Source organism: Bacillus sp. NMCC46, from assembly GCF_002998465.1.
Lineage (GTDB): Bacteria > Bacillota > Bacilli > Bacillales > Bacillaceae > Bacillus.
Map to the genome: position 1 here is coordinate 561,872 of NZ_PVQZ01000001.1, position 13,418 is coordinate 575,289.

Sequence of the window (13,418 nt, forward strand, 5' to 3'; positions counted from 1 at the left end):
TTGTCGAAACATTAGATGATCGCTCGTTTTTGAGTTCTTCTAACTGTATTAACGATAGTTCACAAAAAACTAATACAACTTCTGTTAACAAGGACTAGTTTACAACAAGAAAAATAGTCCGTCAATTGATTTAACGGCTTTATTTAAATAAATGTATTCGCTTTACTTTTTATAGTGAGCTGTATCAATCTGTTTAACAAACACCTCGAACTGTACTAGTATAGAGTATACTGCTGTACTACAATAGAAAATGTTTGTTTTTGTCGAAAAATAAAAAAAGAGCTGTTTTTTCAGCTCTTTTGGGATTCTTGATCTGCCGCTTTAGACAAAGCCTGTTTATGCTCATTCAATTGCTTTGTATATTGATTGAACTTCTTACCTTCTTTTCTGACTTTGCTATAAGAACGGTTCACCGTCTTCAGCTTGGATTTCAACTCTTCATATCCTAAGTCCTTCTTCTTTAAAGATTGATACAAATGCTGATCTTGTTTCAGCGCCTTTTGATATTCCTTGTAAAGCTGGTCATACGACGCATATCTTTTCTCAAGCGATTTGACCGTTTCATCTGCTTTTTCTTTTAAATCCGTATCTTTTATACGTCCGGCAGATTCCTTTACCGTTTTCAATTCTTTTTTCGATTCATCCATGCTGTCTTTTTCTGTTTTTAAATGTTCTTTTCGTTTCGCTGCAGATGCTAACGCCTGATCAGAAAGGCTTGACACTGTTTTTGTATGATCTTTTGTGGTTTGAATCATTTTTGTATAGAGCTGCTGCTCTTTTTTCTCATAGCTTTGCAGTGTACCTTGCTCTTTTTCAAAGGATGCCTCTTTTTCGCTCATTTTCGTCATCGCATCTTGCATGTCATGAAATGGACTTTGACCTCCGCATCCCGCCAGCAAAAGGGTACATATCCCCGCTAAAGCAGCACATGCTTTCATGCTTCTTCTCATCTGTCTCATCACAAGGTTCCCCCTTTACATCTCCACATACCACTATAATTTTTATAGGCGCTTGTGACAAGGAAAGAGGTCATCCTGATGAGCCGGAGAAGATTTTTTTCAAGTGATAGGCGTATGACTATACAAATAGTGCATTCATACATAGTTTATATTACACGCTTCGCCTTCACTTATGAGGCCGAGTGTATTTCCAAAGGAGGTCAAAAGTATGTCTAATTATAGTCATGGAAGTATGTATGGTGGATACGGCGGTCACGGGTATGGATACGGTGGTGGATATGGCGGTGGCTGTTGTTACCCAAGTTATGGCGGTGGCTACGGATACGGCGGAGGACGGACATTTGCTTTAATCGTTGTCCTTTTCATCCTATTAATCATCGTTGGCGCAGCATTCTTAGGCGGCGGTGGCGGCTGCTGCTAATGGCTGTTTAAGCCTCTGACCGGTCTCATAGGACCGGTCTTCTTTATTTCATTGCATATGTTGTGTATCATTTTATATACTTTACATACAAAGGAAATAGGAGTGAAGATTTGTGATTACCATGGAAGATATCGTACGGGACGGACATCCCGTCTTAAGACAAACAGCTGAAGCGGTCGAGCTCCCGCCGACAGAAGAGGAAAAACAGCAATTAGCTGACATGATTGAATTCGTCAAAAATAGTCAGGATGCTGACATGGCTGAAAAGTATGGACTCAGACCCGGCGTTGGACTAGCAGCTCCGCAAATTAATATCAGTAAACGGATGATCGCTGTTCACTGTGAGGACGAAGATGGAGAGGAATACAGCTATGCCCTTTTCAACCCGCGCATTGTCAGCCACTCGGTCAAAAGAGCTTATTTAGCAACTGGTGAAGGCTGCTTATCTGTTGATGAAGCCATTCCTGGGTTTGTCCCTCGATATCAAAAGATCAGGGTGAAGGCCACAACGCTTGAAGGAGAAGACATTGATATTCGCCTAAAAGGTTTCCCGGCCATTGTTTTTCAGCATGAAATCGACCATTTAAACGGCATTATGTTTTATGATCATATTCAAAAGGATCAGCCCTTCGCTGAGCCAGACAACTCTGTTGCGATCGGCAGATCATAAAATAAAAAGAAGACCCATTAGCCTAAGGGTCTTCTTTTTTTACTCTTCAATGAGGCCTAGATGAGTCACTGCATGGAATATGCCGTCTTCATCTACTGGCTTTGTCACAAAATCAGCCAAATCTTTTAATTCATTCACAGCATTACCCATAGCAACGCCAGTTCCAGCAAATGAAATCATCTCTCGATCGTTCAGACCGTCTCCAAAGGCAACGGTATCCTTTTGATCATAAGGCAGCCTTTCGATGACTCGTTTAATGCCTTCAGCCTTCGACCCGCCTTTTGGCAGGACATCTGTTGACAGCTCGTGCCATCTGACAAGATCAATTTCTTCGCGGAACGCCTCGTATTGGACTTCCTCTTCAGCCTTACAGAATAACAGCATTTGAAAAATCTCGTTTTCTTTAAAGTAAGACAAATCATGCTCAGGATGCTCTGTTTTTAAAGTCCCAATCCCCTCATGGATAAACGGATGATTTGGCACAGAAGCCTTCATCGTTTTTTCCCCCATGAAAACAAGCGGATGATCATGACGATCCGCCGTTTCATAAATTTGCTCCATCAGCTCCAGTTTCAGCGGATTGCCGTAAATGACCTCTCCCTCATACATGACATACTGACCGTTATAAGCAATAAAGGAGTCAAGCCCTAATTCCTCTAAAATAGGCTGAATCAAAAAAGGCGACCGCCCAGATGCAATAAAGAGATGATGGCCTTTTTCTTTTAATAAGCGAACCGCTCGCTTCGTTGATTCAGGTATTTTTTTATCATGATCATATAAAGTACCGTCGATATCAAAGAAGATGACTTTTTTATTCATATCCCGTCTCCTGTCTCTTGTTATGTATACCCACTCCCTTTCATCATACAGAAAGATTTCCTCTTTCGAAACCACTTCCTATGAAAACGCCTATTTCCCACATATAACCATGTAACATTCAATGGAATCGTCATATAATACAAGTATAAAGAGAGAACGGAATACATGGTCTAATCTGACTTCAAACCGAAAGGAGGCGACCTGTGATGCTTCGTCGTCTGCGCAAGAAAATTAGAAGACAATGGAAGGACATGCTTCGTAAAAAATCGATCGCTTAAAAGGATCTTCCGCACATTTGCCGAAGGTCCTTTTTTCTCAGAGACTTTTCTTATGCGCGTTTTTTTAATATAATAGAATTAGCGAGTGTAACATACGGTATTTAAGGAGAGATTTGGATGATATATAAGGTATTTTTTCAGGCAAGTACTACTGAGGTACCTGTAAGAGAACACACAGATTCACTATACGTTGAAGCGGTTTCTGAAAGAGACGTACGCGATAAGTTGAAAAAACATAGCTACAACATTGAATTCATTCAGCCTGTAGACGGTGCTTTTTTAGACTATGAACGAGAAAGTGAAAATTTTAAAGTATTGGAGCTATGAGAGGAATGAAATTTGTTAAAAACGATCAGGCGGCAGTTTTTGCGCTCGGCGGTTTAGGCGAGATCGGTAAAAACACGTATGGCGTTCAATTTCAAGATGAAATCATTTTAATTGATGCTGGTATTAAGTTCCCTGAAGATGAGCTTCTTGGAATTGACTACGTCATCCCTGACTATACGTACTTAGTTAAAAACGAAGATAAAATCAAAGGTCTTTTCATCACTCACGGACATGAAGACCACATCGGCGGTATCCCTTACCTTCTCAAGCAAGTGAATATTCCAGTTTACGGCGGCAAACTCGCAATCGGCCTACTTCGTAATAAATTGGAAGAGCACGGTCTCTTGAGACAAACAAAACTTCACATTTTTGAAGAAGAAGATACCATTAAATTTAGAAAAACAGCTGTGTCTTTCTTTAGAACAACACACAGTATTCCAGATTCTTATGGAATTGTCGTGAAGACACCTCCTGGTAACATCGTACATACAGGTGATTTCAAGTTTGACTTTACGCCTGTTGGCGAGCCTGCCAACTTAACAAAAATGGCTGAAATCGGGAAAGAAGGCGTTCTATGTCTTTTATCCGATAGTACAAACAGTGAAATTCCAGAATTTACGATGTCTGAAAGACGCGTAGGCGAAAGCATTGATGACATCTTTAGAAAAGTCGACGGACGTATCATCTTTGCTACGTTTGCTTCAAACATTCACAGACTTCAGCAAGTCATTGAGTCCGCTGTTGCCAACGGCCGAAAAGTTGCTGTGTTTGGACGCAGTATGGAGTCTGCCATTGATATTGGACAAGATCTTGGCTACATTAAATGTCCGAAAAACACGTTTATTGAACATAATGAAATCAACCGTCTACCAGCAAACAAAGTGACCATTCTTTGTACTGGGAGCCAAGGTGAACCGATGGCTGCTCTTTCACGTATTGCAAACGGCACTCACCGCCAGATTTCGATTAATCCTGGAGACACTGTTGTCTTCTCATCTTCACCGATTCCGGGTAACAATATTAGCGTAAGCCGCACCATTAACCAGCTTTATCGTGCTGGCGCTGAGGTCATTCATGGCTCACTCAATAATATTCATACATCTGGTCACGGCGGACAAGAGGAACAAAAGCTGATGCTCCGTTTAATTAAACCAAAATTCTTTATGCCGATTCACGGTGAATACCGCATGCAAAAAACGCATATTAAGCTTGCGAATGATTGCGGAATTCCTGAGGAAAACTGCTTTATCATGGATAACGGTGAAGTTCTTGCACTAAAAGGTGACGAAGCAAGTGTCGCTGGCAAAATTCCATCAGGTAACGTGTATATCGACGGAAGCGGAATTGGCGATATCGGGAATATCGTCTTAAGAGACCGCCGCATTCTTTCAGAAGAAGGTCTTGTCATTGTGGTCGTCAGCATGGACATGAAAGAATTCAAAATCTCTGCTGGTCCTGATCTCATCTCAAGAGGCTTTGTCTACATGAGAGAATCTGGAGACCTCATCAACGACGCACAAGATTTGATTTCAAAGCATCTTGAAAAAGTAATGGAACGTAAGACAACTCAGTGGTCGGAAATTAAGAACGAAATTACGGACACACTTGCACCTTTCCTTTATGAAAAAACAAGACGCCGCCCAATGATCTTACCGATTATTATGGAAGTGTAATAACAAAAAGAGACACGAGCCGACTGGCTGTGTCTCTTTTTTTCATCAAGCATTGAAAAAAACCGCACATATACAAGGTATACATGCAGTTTCTCATTCTTTTATGATTGAATTGGGAGGTGCTGAAAGCTTCTGACATCAAACAAGCCCTTTGTCGTCATTTTCACATCAGGAATGACTGGAAGTGCCAAGAAGGACAGCGTCAAAAACGGATTAAAGTCTAAGGAAAAACCAGTTTCTTTTAGTGCTTCATGGAGTTCATGGAGGCTTTCATTGACGAGATGTGCCGGCTGATCTGACAATAAACCGGAGATCGGTAATGGCAGCGTATGAAGAGACTGGCCTTCTTTGACAACGGTCAAACCGCCGCCTGCTTCTTTTAACGCCTCAATCGCTTTAATAATATCGGCATCATTTGTGCCAACTGCAATTAAGTTATGTGAATCATGTGCAACCGTTGTTGCAATCGCGCCCTGTTTGATGCCGAAGCCGCTGACAATCCCTACCCCCATTTCAGATAAACCTTGATGACGTTCGACAAGCACCATTTTTAATACATCTCTCTCTGTATCACTTGTAAATTGTCCGTTCGTTTCTGAAGGAGTGACTTGTTCTAACTTTGTTTCAAGCTGATTCGGAATAATACGGATGACATTCATTTTTTGATCGTCTGTGATAGGCAGTGCAATATCTTGCTCTTGAACGTCTACTGCATGAACAGATTGTAATAATGCTGGGCTCGGTGCGATCTTTTCGACACTCGGTTTGTACTCTCCATGCTGCGCAACCAATTCTCCCGCAATAAATACGCTTGAGATGTCTACATGATGAAGGTCTGAGACGAGCATAAAATCAGCATCATAGCCTGGTGCAATGGCTCCCTTTGTTTTAAGACCAAAACACTCTGCGGCATTTAAGCTTCCCATTTGATAGGCTAAAAATGGATCTAAGCCTGCTTTTATGGACATCCGTACTTGCTCATCAATACTTCCCTGCGCCATTAAATCATCTAAATGTTTATCATCTGTACAAAAGAAAAAACGTCTCGCATTCTTCTCATTCACAGCAGGTAAAACGTTTTTCACGTTTTTGGCAACAGATCCCTCTCTCAGCATGACATACATGCCCCTTTTCACACGTTCAAGGGCTTCCTCTGCTGTTGTCACCTCATGGTCTGTTTGGACATTGGCCGTCCGGTAGACGTTTATTAATCGGTCTGTTAAGCCTGCTAGATGGCCATCAATTAATTTATTCTCGTTTTGAGCATCAAGCAGCTTTTGAAGCATATCTTCTTCTGCCTGCTCCACACCGACATAGTCCATCACCTCAGCAAGACCAAGCACTTCCTTCTCTTGATAAAGGGGCTTTAAATCTTTCGCTTTTAATATAGCACCTGATCGTTCAAAACTGACTGCTGGTACACAGGATGGCAGCATGAAATAAATATGTAAGGCAGCTTTTCTCGCTTCTTCCAGCATAAAACGGATGCCTGTTATACCTGACACATTGGCGATTTCATGCGGGTCTGTTACGACAGTTGTCACACCGTGCGGAACGACAGCTTTGGAGAATTCAGCAGGGGTGACCATAGAGGACTCGATATGAACGTGGCCATCAATAAAACCAGGTACAAGCATTTGACCTGCTGCATCCAGCTCCTGTTCTCCCTCGTACTCCCCTATCCCGACGATTTGTCCATTTTCAACAGCGACATCAGCGTCTATCCATTCCTGGTTAAACACATCCATGACTTTCGCATGTTTAATCACGAGGGCTGCTTTTTTTCTCTTTGCTGCTACCTCAATTTGATGTCTGAAAAGCTCCTTATCCAACGACACTGCCTCCTCCAAGTAAACAATATAATGTTTCTTATCGTAAACGAATCTGTTTGCCCAGTCAATGACATTTAGAGAAAATCAACCATCTCAAAACACTGTTTTTTATTTCTGAATAGTGATAATTGCACGAAAAATATGATGACTCATTTTTGAGGTTATACATGAACAAAGCAACCCTTTTCAGTGTCTATTTCCGTCTCAATGTCCACCTGTCATGTACACATTCATATAAAAAAACACCCCGTCATCGGAGTGTTTAATAATCGTTCTGCATTTCTCGTTTTTCAAAGCGTCCTATATCGGCTACTGCCCCTATGACAATGAGGATATCTTCTTTTTGAATCATTTCATCTGCCAGAGGGGAAACGATGACTTCTTTTCCGCGCTTAATCGCCACAATGTTGATGCCGTATCTTGCCCGAATATCAAGATCTAAAAGAGAATGCCCCGCAAGCCTGTTGTTTGCAACAATCTCAATCAGGCTGTACTCATCTGACAGCTCGAGGTAATCGAGCACGTTATTTGAAATAATTTTATGTGCAATCCGTCTGCCCATATCTCGCTCTGGATGAACGATGCGATCCGCTCCAATTTTGTTGAGCACCTTTTCATGGTAGTCATTTTGCGCTTTCACGGTGACCATTTTGACGCCAAGCTCTTTCAGCATAATCGTTGTTAAAATACTTGCCTGAATGTTTTCGCCAATTGCAACGATGACATGATCAAAATTACGAATACCAAGATTTTTTAAAACGGATTCGTCGGTCGAATCGCCAATGACCGCGTGTGAGGCAATTTTCGCGTATTCGTTCACTCGATCTTCATTCATATCCATGGCCATGACTTCAAGTCCTTCTTCGCTCAGCGCCTTGCAAATACTTCCGCCAAAGCGTCCAAGACCAATGACTGCATATTCCTTTTTCATGTTCAGACTCCTTTTATCTCACTTAACATGCATTTTACTACGGTTTGATTAATGAATCCATATGCGAACGAATTTTTTTACGGAACGCTTCACTTAAGTAAAGGTCTGCTCCTTTTTCAATTTCACTGCGATAATGAGCTGGCGGAGCGATTTCTTCGCTCTTTTGAAGCACAAGAAAGGTTAAACAGTTCTCATAAATTTGATCACCTATTTTGACATCGACAAAAGCTGGACGATATGTACCTTCATATACTCCTTCTCGTTTATACAAATAACGAATGGCATCAAAAGGAACTTCATATAAAACACCCTCTGTTTCGCCGCCGTCTTCTACCATATCAGCTCTTGATCCATCTGGCCTCACCAATGTAAATCTCGTGGTAAAACCGTTTAGTACTCCTCCGCCGATGATTTGTTTGAAGTGATGATCGACTTCTGCCAGCTTAAATCTTGCATCATCCATACAGGAGCCATAGGCAAAATAATAGAAGGATGACGGCTTCTGCTGCCACAGTCTATAAGCTTTCCAGCACCCTCTCTTTATTTCTTTCAGAGCTGATGTCTTCTGCTCTGGCAAAGTGTATGTCATGGCCTCTACCTGACCTTGATCCGTCATGACATTGATTTCCTGCTTGTCATACCCTTCCTCTAGTACATCTATCTTATTCAACGCATCAGCGGCCACCTCGTACAATTCCCCGTATACAGTGCCTTTTTCTGCGGGAACGCACGCTGGGTATCCTTGACCTGTATCATAGATCCTTCCACTCATCCAAGCTGATTTAGCTAATAGCCTGCTTTCCTTCATATACGCTTCGTGGTGCTCTTCATGCAGCAATAGCGTCCCATATACAAATAAAGCTTTCATCGTCATGACATCACGTCCTCTCAACTTGCTGCTGCCTGCTTTTTTGACACACAGGCAAATAGATTTGAAAAGCTGCGCCTTTTCCAAGCTCACTGGATACGTCCATTCTTCCGTGATGATCTTTTAAAATCGTCGCACAGATGGTCAAACCAAGCCCTGTCCCTTCTTTTTTCGTGGAAAAGAAAGGATCATATATTTTTTGAATATCCTCTTCAGACATCCCTTTTCCTTCATCTTGAATGGTAATCTTCCATTCATTCAATACTTTTTCTGTAGATATGTATATGCTGCCACCTTCAGGCATTGCCTCAATGGCATTTTTAATTAAATTAATGAACAGCTGCTTCATTTGATTAGCGTCTGCTAGGATAGCACCGGCATCCTGCTTTTTAAATGGCTGTTTGAGATCAATATTTGAAAGAACTGCATTTGTTTTTAATAAGGTAATCACCTGTTCTAGGAGCTCATGAAGCTGGACTTCTTGAAAATGGACCGCTTGAGGCTTAGCCAATACAAGCAGCTCACTTAAAACAAAATCAATCCGTTTAATTTCGGAAAAGATAATGTCAAAATAATCGGTTCTTTCAGGATATTGTGTCTTCATCAGCTGCAAAAAGCCATTTACTGATGTCAGTGGATTTCTGACTTCATGGGCGATCCCAGCAGCTATTTGTCCAGCAACAGCCAGCTTTTGCGCCTGCATTTGCAATTGCTGATTGGATCTTTCAAGCTCAAGCTTTGCCTGCTTTTGTTTCGTAATATCAGCAACCGTCCCAATCCCTCCGGTAAACTGGTGATGCTCATCAAAATAGAGCTTGTAATGAACGTCTCCCCATACCTTCTTTCCCTCTTTATGGAGAAGCTGCAGTTCTACCCGCCCCGCATCCTTATGTTCCTTGATCACAGATAACAAATGCTGGACCACGCGCTCCTCTTGATCAAAGTACTGATTGTACATTGTGCCTAGACATTCATCTATGTCATAGCCTGTCATTTGTGTCCATGCTTGATTTAAGAAAATAATTTCACCTTTCTCGTTTGTTTCAAAGACGATTTCTTGCAAGTTATCTGTGATTCGATTCAGCCGCTCTGTCAGTTCGTGTGCTTCTTTTTCTCTCTTATTTAAGTCTGACACAAGTAGATTTAAGCGGTCTACATAGCCTGAGACAACCCAGATCCCTGTTAAAACCAAGACTGTAAAGGCTAGATCGAGCGGCCAATTAATTTGATAGCCGCCTAGATAATAAAAGAAATCCCAGCTTAAGATTAAAATAAATGCAAGAACAGACAACACGATCCGCACTTGATATGTTTTGTTCAAATGATTCCACCTGCCGCCCTGAGATTCTTTGTCAATTGTACCATTTTCCACTTATTTTTTGAGGGTGATGGGGCATTTTTAAGGAACTTTTTCAGAAAAAAATAGCCTGTTCTCAGCACAAAGGAAGAGAGCAGGCTATTTTAATTACTGCTGAAGAGCTTCTTGCAGCTCTTTTAACAGTAGTTCTGCGCCTTCAGCGCTTAATGTAATTTGACCATTTCCATAATCATGGTTCTCCGATGTAATCTCACCAGTCATGAGGCAAACGCCCTCTGGCTGGTATTTTTTCAAGACGATTTTCTCCCCATCTATAAAAAATTCCATACTGTCTTTAATAGCAATATCAAGTGCTCTTCTTAATTCGATTGGCATCACAATACGCCCTAGTTCGTCTACTTTTCTTACGACTCCGATAGATTTCAATTTCGTTCCCTCTTTCTTTCATTAGCTCAAGATCAATCTGTTTTGCACCAATTGATATAACGTAGACGTAAGAGATTCTCAAAAGGTTTCTCCTCTATAAAAATTTTTTTCATAAAAGAAAAAACAAAGGGAAAATTTATTGTGATTGTCAAAATGATACTTGAATTTTACAAGTTCATTTCAAGGTCATCACAAACCCCCACAAATGACATCAACCCTCTGAACTTTTAAATGTAAAATTGTTTAAAACAGCAAAAATAGAGATTGGGTGAAAACATGTTTCAAAATGCCGAAATTGGAATTGATTTAGGAACAGCTAACATATTGGTTTATAGTAAAAATAAGGGAATTATTTTAAATGAACCGTCCGTCGTGGCAGTCGATACAGAAACAAAAACTGTACTTGCAGTCGGAGCAGAAGCAAAAGAAATGATTGGGAAAACACCTGGTAAAATTGTGGCGATCCGTCCGATGAAAGACGGTGTCATCGCTGATTATGATATGACAACAGATTTACTTAAACAAATCATGAAAAAAGCAGGGAAAAATATCGGGTTTACCTTCAGAAAACCAACGGTCGTAGTATGTACACCTTCTGGTTCAACAGCTGTTGAACGCCGTGCCATCAGTGATGCTGTGAAAAACTGCGGAGCAAAGCACGTGCATTTAATAGAAGAACCTGTTGCAGCCGCAATCGGCGCTGATCTCCCGGTAGATGAGCCTGTTGCAAACGTCGTGGTCGATATTGGCGGAGGAACAACGGAAGTTGCCATCATTTCGTTTGGCGGCGTTGTCTCTTGTCATTCCATTCGAATTGGCGGAGATCAGCTGGATGAAGATATCATTACGTTTGTCCGAAAGAAATATAATCTATTAATCGGCGAGCGGACAGCCGAGCAGGTTAAAATGGAAATTGGTTATGGTCTCATTGAGCATGAGCCGGAATCATTAGAAGTACGTGGACGTGATCTAGTGACAGGTCTTCCAAAAACGATCACACTTGAATCTCATGAAATTCAAGGTGCCATGCGAGAATCACTTCTTCATATTTTAGAGGCGATTCGTGCCACATTAGAGGACAGCCCTCCAGAGCTTAGTGGTGACATTGTAGACCGCGGCGTGATCTTAACTGGCGGCGGCGCTTTGTTAAATGGGATTCAAGAATGGCTCTCACAGGAGATTGTCGTTCCAGTTCATATTGCAGCAAATCCACTTGAATCTGTCGCAATCGGAACAGGTCGTTCACTAGAAGTCATTCATAAATTGCAAAAAACATTAAAATAATCTTCTTGTTCTACTTCTTTTTTTATCATTTCGATCATATCGTGAGAAATGGATAAACGTGAAGGAGGAAGAATATGTTGCTTGATTTAGGTAAACGAGTCGTTGTCACAGTCATTTTAACGGGTATTATTTTAGGAGGAATGAGCCTGTCGTTTTCACATATGCCCCCTTCTAATGCACAGCCTGTGAAACAACTGAACCGCTAAAAAAGCCGCATGAAAGCGGCTTTTTTATTTTGGCTTTAAGCATGCTCCCCATTTTCCTTTTCGGTCTTATATCTGATATGATGAACATGACTAAAGGAGGGTTTTTTATGAGTTCATTTGAAAAACAACTAGATCAATATGCTAAGACCATCGTTGAAGTCGGTGTGAATGTTCAAAAAGGACAAGAAGTCGTCGTATCTGCATCTACTGAATCTGCAGACCTTGTTCGTCTTGTCGCGAAACATGCGTATGAGCGCGGGGCGAAAAACGTACATATCCGCTGGAGTGATGGTGTTCTTGCCCGTTTAAAATATGAACATGCACCGCAGGATGTGTTTGACCAATTCCCAGAATGGGAAGCACAGATGATGGAAACCATCGCAAAACGCGGCGGCGCTTTTATCACGATCTTGTCAGAAAGCCCTGACCTTCTGCGAGGCATTGATTCGAAAAAAATCGCTGCACAGCAAAAGGCCGCTGGATCAGCCCTTCATACATATCGCCAATACGTTCAATCAGACAAAGTTGCTTGGACGGTCGTAGGCGCTGCATCAAAAGAATGGGCAAAAAAGATTTTCCCTGACCATACAGATGAAGAAGCTGTCGCTTTATTATGGGATCAAATCTTTAAAGTCGCACGCGCTGATCAAGCAGATCCCGTTGAGGCTTGGAAAAAGCACGATGAGTCACTAAATGAAAAGGTCAAAATACTAAATGAGCGCCACTTCCACAAGCTTCATTATGATGCTCCTGGCACAGATTTAACGATTGAGCTCCCAGAGCAGCACATTTGGGTAGGTGCCGGCAGCGTGAGTGAGCGCGGCGTCTCTTTCATGGCCAACATGCCGACAGAAGAAGTCTTTACCGTACCTAAAAAAGACGGTGTAAATGGGACTGTCTCAAGCACAAAACCGCTCAGCTATGCAGGAAATATCATTGATGAATTTACATTAACATTTGAAAATGGACGAATTGTCAATGTGAAAGCGAAGGAAGGCGAAGACATTTTAACTTCGCTCGTTGAAACAGATGAAGGCTCCCATTATCTAGGTGAGGTTGCTCTCGTACCAGACGATTCACCAATCTCAAACTCGAATATTCTCTATTACAATACCCTTTATGATGAAAATGCATCGAATCACCTTGCCATCGGCAGCGGGTATGCGTTCAATATCGAAGGCGGAAAAGAGATGAATCGTGAAGAATTGGATGCAGCTGGTGTGAACAACAGTATTACACACGTCGATTTCATGATTGGTTCAAAGGAAATGAATATTGACGGAATTACAAAAGACGGGAAACGCGAACCGATCTTCCGTAATGGAAACTGGGCGATTTAATCGAAAAAAAGACATCCACTTATGGATGTCTCAGATTGTTGACAAAGGGCTAAAATGATCTTCATT

At 41.5% G+C, this 13,418-nt stretch carries 14 protein-coding genes; 7 read left to right on the forward strand and 7 right to left on the reverse strand.

Features of this window, described 5'->3' with window-relative positions; all coding sequences use genetic code 11:
* Window positions 1-290: 290 nt before the first annotated feature.
* Window positions 291-959: a YkyA family protein gene (locus C6Y01_RS02835; RefSeq protein ID WP_066030955.1), complete on the reverse strand. Its 669-nt coding sequence runs from the start codon at window positions 957-959 to the stop codon at window positions 291-293.
* A 232-nt stretch (window positions 960-1,191) separates the two neighbouring features.
* Here C6Y01_RS02835 and C6Y01_RS02840 point away from each other — a divergent pair, with 232 nt between their 5' ends.
* Window positions 1,192-1,380: a YjcZ family sporulation protein gene (locus tag C6Y01_RS02840; RefSeq protein ID WP_034663866.1), complete on the forward strand. Its 189-nt coding sequence runs from the start codon at window positions 1,192-1,194 to the stop codon at window positions 1,378-1,380.
* 112 nt (window positions 1,381-1,492) lie between these two features.
* A complete protein-coding gene (def, locus tag C6Y01_RS02845; protein WP_034662672.1) occupies window positions 1,493-2,050 on the forward strand; it encodes a peptide deformylase in 558 nt (185 codons plus the stop codon).
* A 39-nt stretch (window positions 2,051-2,089) separates the two neighbouring features.
* On the opposite strand, the gene C6Y01_RS02850 is transcribed toward def, so the two are convergent.
* Window positions 2,090-2,869, reverse strand: a complete 780-nt coding sequence (locus tag C6Y01_RS02850) for a Cof-type HAD-IIB family hydrolase (RefSeq protein WP_034662673.1) — start codon at window positions 2,867-2,869, stop codon at window positions 2,090-2,092.
* Window positions 2,870-3,264: 395 nt separating this feature from the next.
* On the opposite strand from C6Y01_RS02850, the gene C6Y01_RS02855 reads away from it, so the two are divergent.
* Both C6Y01_RS02855 and rnjA read left to right on the forward strand, forming a co-directional pair.
* Window positions 3,265-3,474 carry a DNA-dependent RNA polymerase subunit epsilon gene (locus C6Y01_RS02855; RefSeq protein WP_003211882.1) on the forward strand — a complete coding sequence of 70 codons (210 nt, stop codon included), beginning with the start codon at window positions 3,265-3,267 and terminating at the stop codon, window positions 3,472-3,474.
* A 5-nt stretch (window positions 3,475-3,479) separates the two neighbouring features.
* Window positions 3,480-5,147, forward strand: coding sequence for a ribonuclease J1 (rnjA, locus tag C6Y01_RS02860; RefSeq protein ID WP_012009818.1), 1,668 nt, complete (start codon window positions 3,480-3,482; stop codon window positions 5,145-5,147).
* A gap of 101 nt (window positions 5,148-5,248) precedes the next feature.
* Here rnjA and ade read toward each other — a convergent pair whose 3' ends face one another.
* The 5 genes from ade to abhA all read right to left on the reverse strand — a co-directional run bounded on the left by ade (window position 5,249) and on the right by abhA (window position 10,522).
* Entirely contained in the window at window positions 5,249-6,979 is a 1,731-nt protein-coding gene (gene ade / locus C6Y01_RS02865; protein ID WP_034662678.1) for an adenine deaminase, read from the reverse strand.
* Between the two features lie 262 nt (window positions 6,980-7,241).
* The gene (locus C6Y01_RS02870) at window positions 7,242-7,910 is read right to left on the reverse strand and encodes a potassium channel family protein (protein ID WP_034662681.1); all 669 of its coding nucleotides are present in this window, start codon (window positions 7,908-7,910) and stop codon (window positions 7,242-7,244) included.
* Window positions 7,911-7,947: 37 nt separating this feature from the next.
* Entirely contained in the window at window positions 7,948-8,784 is an 837-nt protein-coding gene (locus C6Y01_RS02875) for a gamma-glutamylcyclotransferase family protein (protein ID WP_034663868.1), read from the reverse strand.
* A gap of 4 nt (window positions 8,785-8,788) precedes the next feature.
* Window positions 8,789-10,099 (reverse strand): ATP-binding protein, encoded by a 1,311-nt coding sequence (locus C6Y01_RS02880; protein ID WP_034662683.1) that lies wholly within the window; start codon window positions 10,097-10,099, stop codon window positions 8,789-8,791.
* 144 nt (window positions 10,100-10,243) lie between these two features.
* Window positions 10,244-10,522, reverse strand: a complete 279-nt coding sequence (gene abhA / locus C6Y01_RS02885) for a transcriptional regulator AbhA (RefSeq protein WP_034662686.1) — start codon at window positions 10,520-10,522, stop codon at window positions 10,244-10,246.
* Window positions 10,523-10,798: 276 nt separating this feature from the next.
* Here abhA and mreBH point away from each other — a divergent pair, with 276 nt between their 5' ends.
* The 3 genes from mreBH (at window position 10,799) to C6Y01_RS02895 (ending at window position 13,352) form a co-directional block, all read left to right on the forward strand.
* Window positions 10,799-11,806, forward strand: a complete 1,008-nt coding sequence (mreBH, locus tag C6Y01_RS02890) for a rod-share determining protein MreBH (protein ID WP_060596160.1) — start codon at window positions 10,799-10,801, stop codon at window positions 11,804-11,806.
* 74 nt (window positions 11,807-11,880) lie between these two features.
* Complete coding sequence (locus C6Y01_RS18850; RefSeq protein WP_003210922.1) at window positions 11,881-12,012, forward strand: protein YkpC; 132 nt, start codon at window positions 11,881-11,883, stop codon at window positions 12,010-12,012.
* A 107-nt stretch (window positions 12,013-12,119) separates the two neighbouring features.
* Window positions 12,120-13,352, forward strand: a complete 1,233-nt coding sequence (locus tag C6Y01_RS02895) for an aminopeptidase (protein ID WP_034662690.1) — start codon at window positions 12,120-12,122, stop codon at window positions 13,350-13,352.
* Window positions 13,353-13,418 lie beyond the last annotated feature (66 nt).

Excerpts from the sequence above, each read along its gene's own strand:
- C6Y01_RS02835 (WP_066030955.1), bottom strand. The coding sequence starts at position 959 with ATGAGACAGATGAGAAGAAGCATGAAAGCATGTGCTGCTTTAGCGGGG.
- C6Y01_RS02840 (WP_034663866.1), top strand. The coding sequence starts at position 1,192 with ATGTATGGTGGATACGGCGGTCACGGGTATGGATACGGTGGTGGATAT.
- C6Y01_RS02850 (WP_034662673.1), bottom strand. The coding sequence starts at position 2,869 with ATGAATAAAAAAGTCATCTTCTTTGATATCGACGGTACTTTATATGAT.
- C6Y01_RS02855 (WP_003211882.1), top strand. The coding sequence starts at position 3,265 with ATGATATATAAGGTATTTTTTCAGGCAAGTACTACTGAGGTACCTGTA.
- rnjA (WP_012009818.1), top strand. The coding sequence starts at position 3,480 with ATGAAATTTGTTAAAAACGATCAGGCGGCAGTTTTTGCGCTCGGCGGT.
- C6Y01_RS02870 (WP_034662681.1), bottom strand. The coding sequence starts at position 7,910 with ATGAAAAAGGAATATGCAGTCATTGGTCTTGGACGCTTTGGCGGAAGT.
- C6Y01_RS02875 (WP_034663868.1), bottom strand. The coding sequence starts at position 8,784 with ATGACGATGAAAGCTTTATTTGTATATGGGACGCTATTGCTGCATGAA.
- mreBH (WP_060596160.1), top strand. The coding sequence starts at position 10,799 with ATGTTTCAAAATGCCGAAATTGGAATTGATTTAGGAACAGCTAACATA.
- C6Y01_RS18850 (WP_003210922.1), top strand. The coding sequence starts at position 11,881 with ATGTTGCTTGATTTAGGTAAACGAGTCGTTGTCACAGTCATTTTAACG.
- C6Y01_RS02895 (WP_034662690.1), top strand. The coding sequence starts at position 12,120 with ATGAGTTCATTTGAAAAACAACTAGATCAATATGCTAAGACCATCGTT.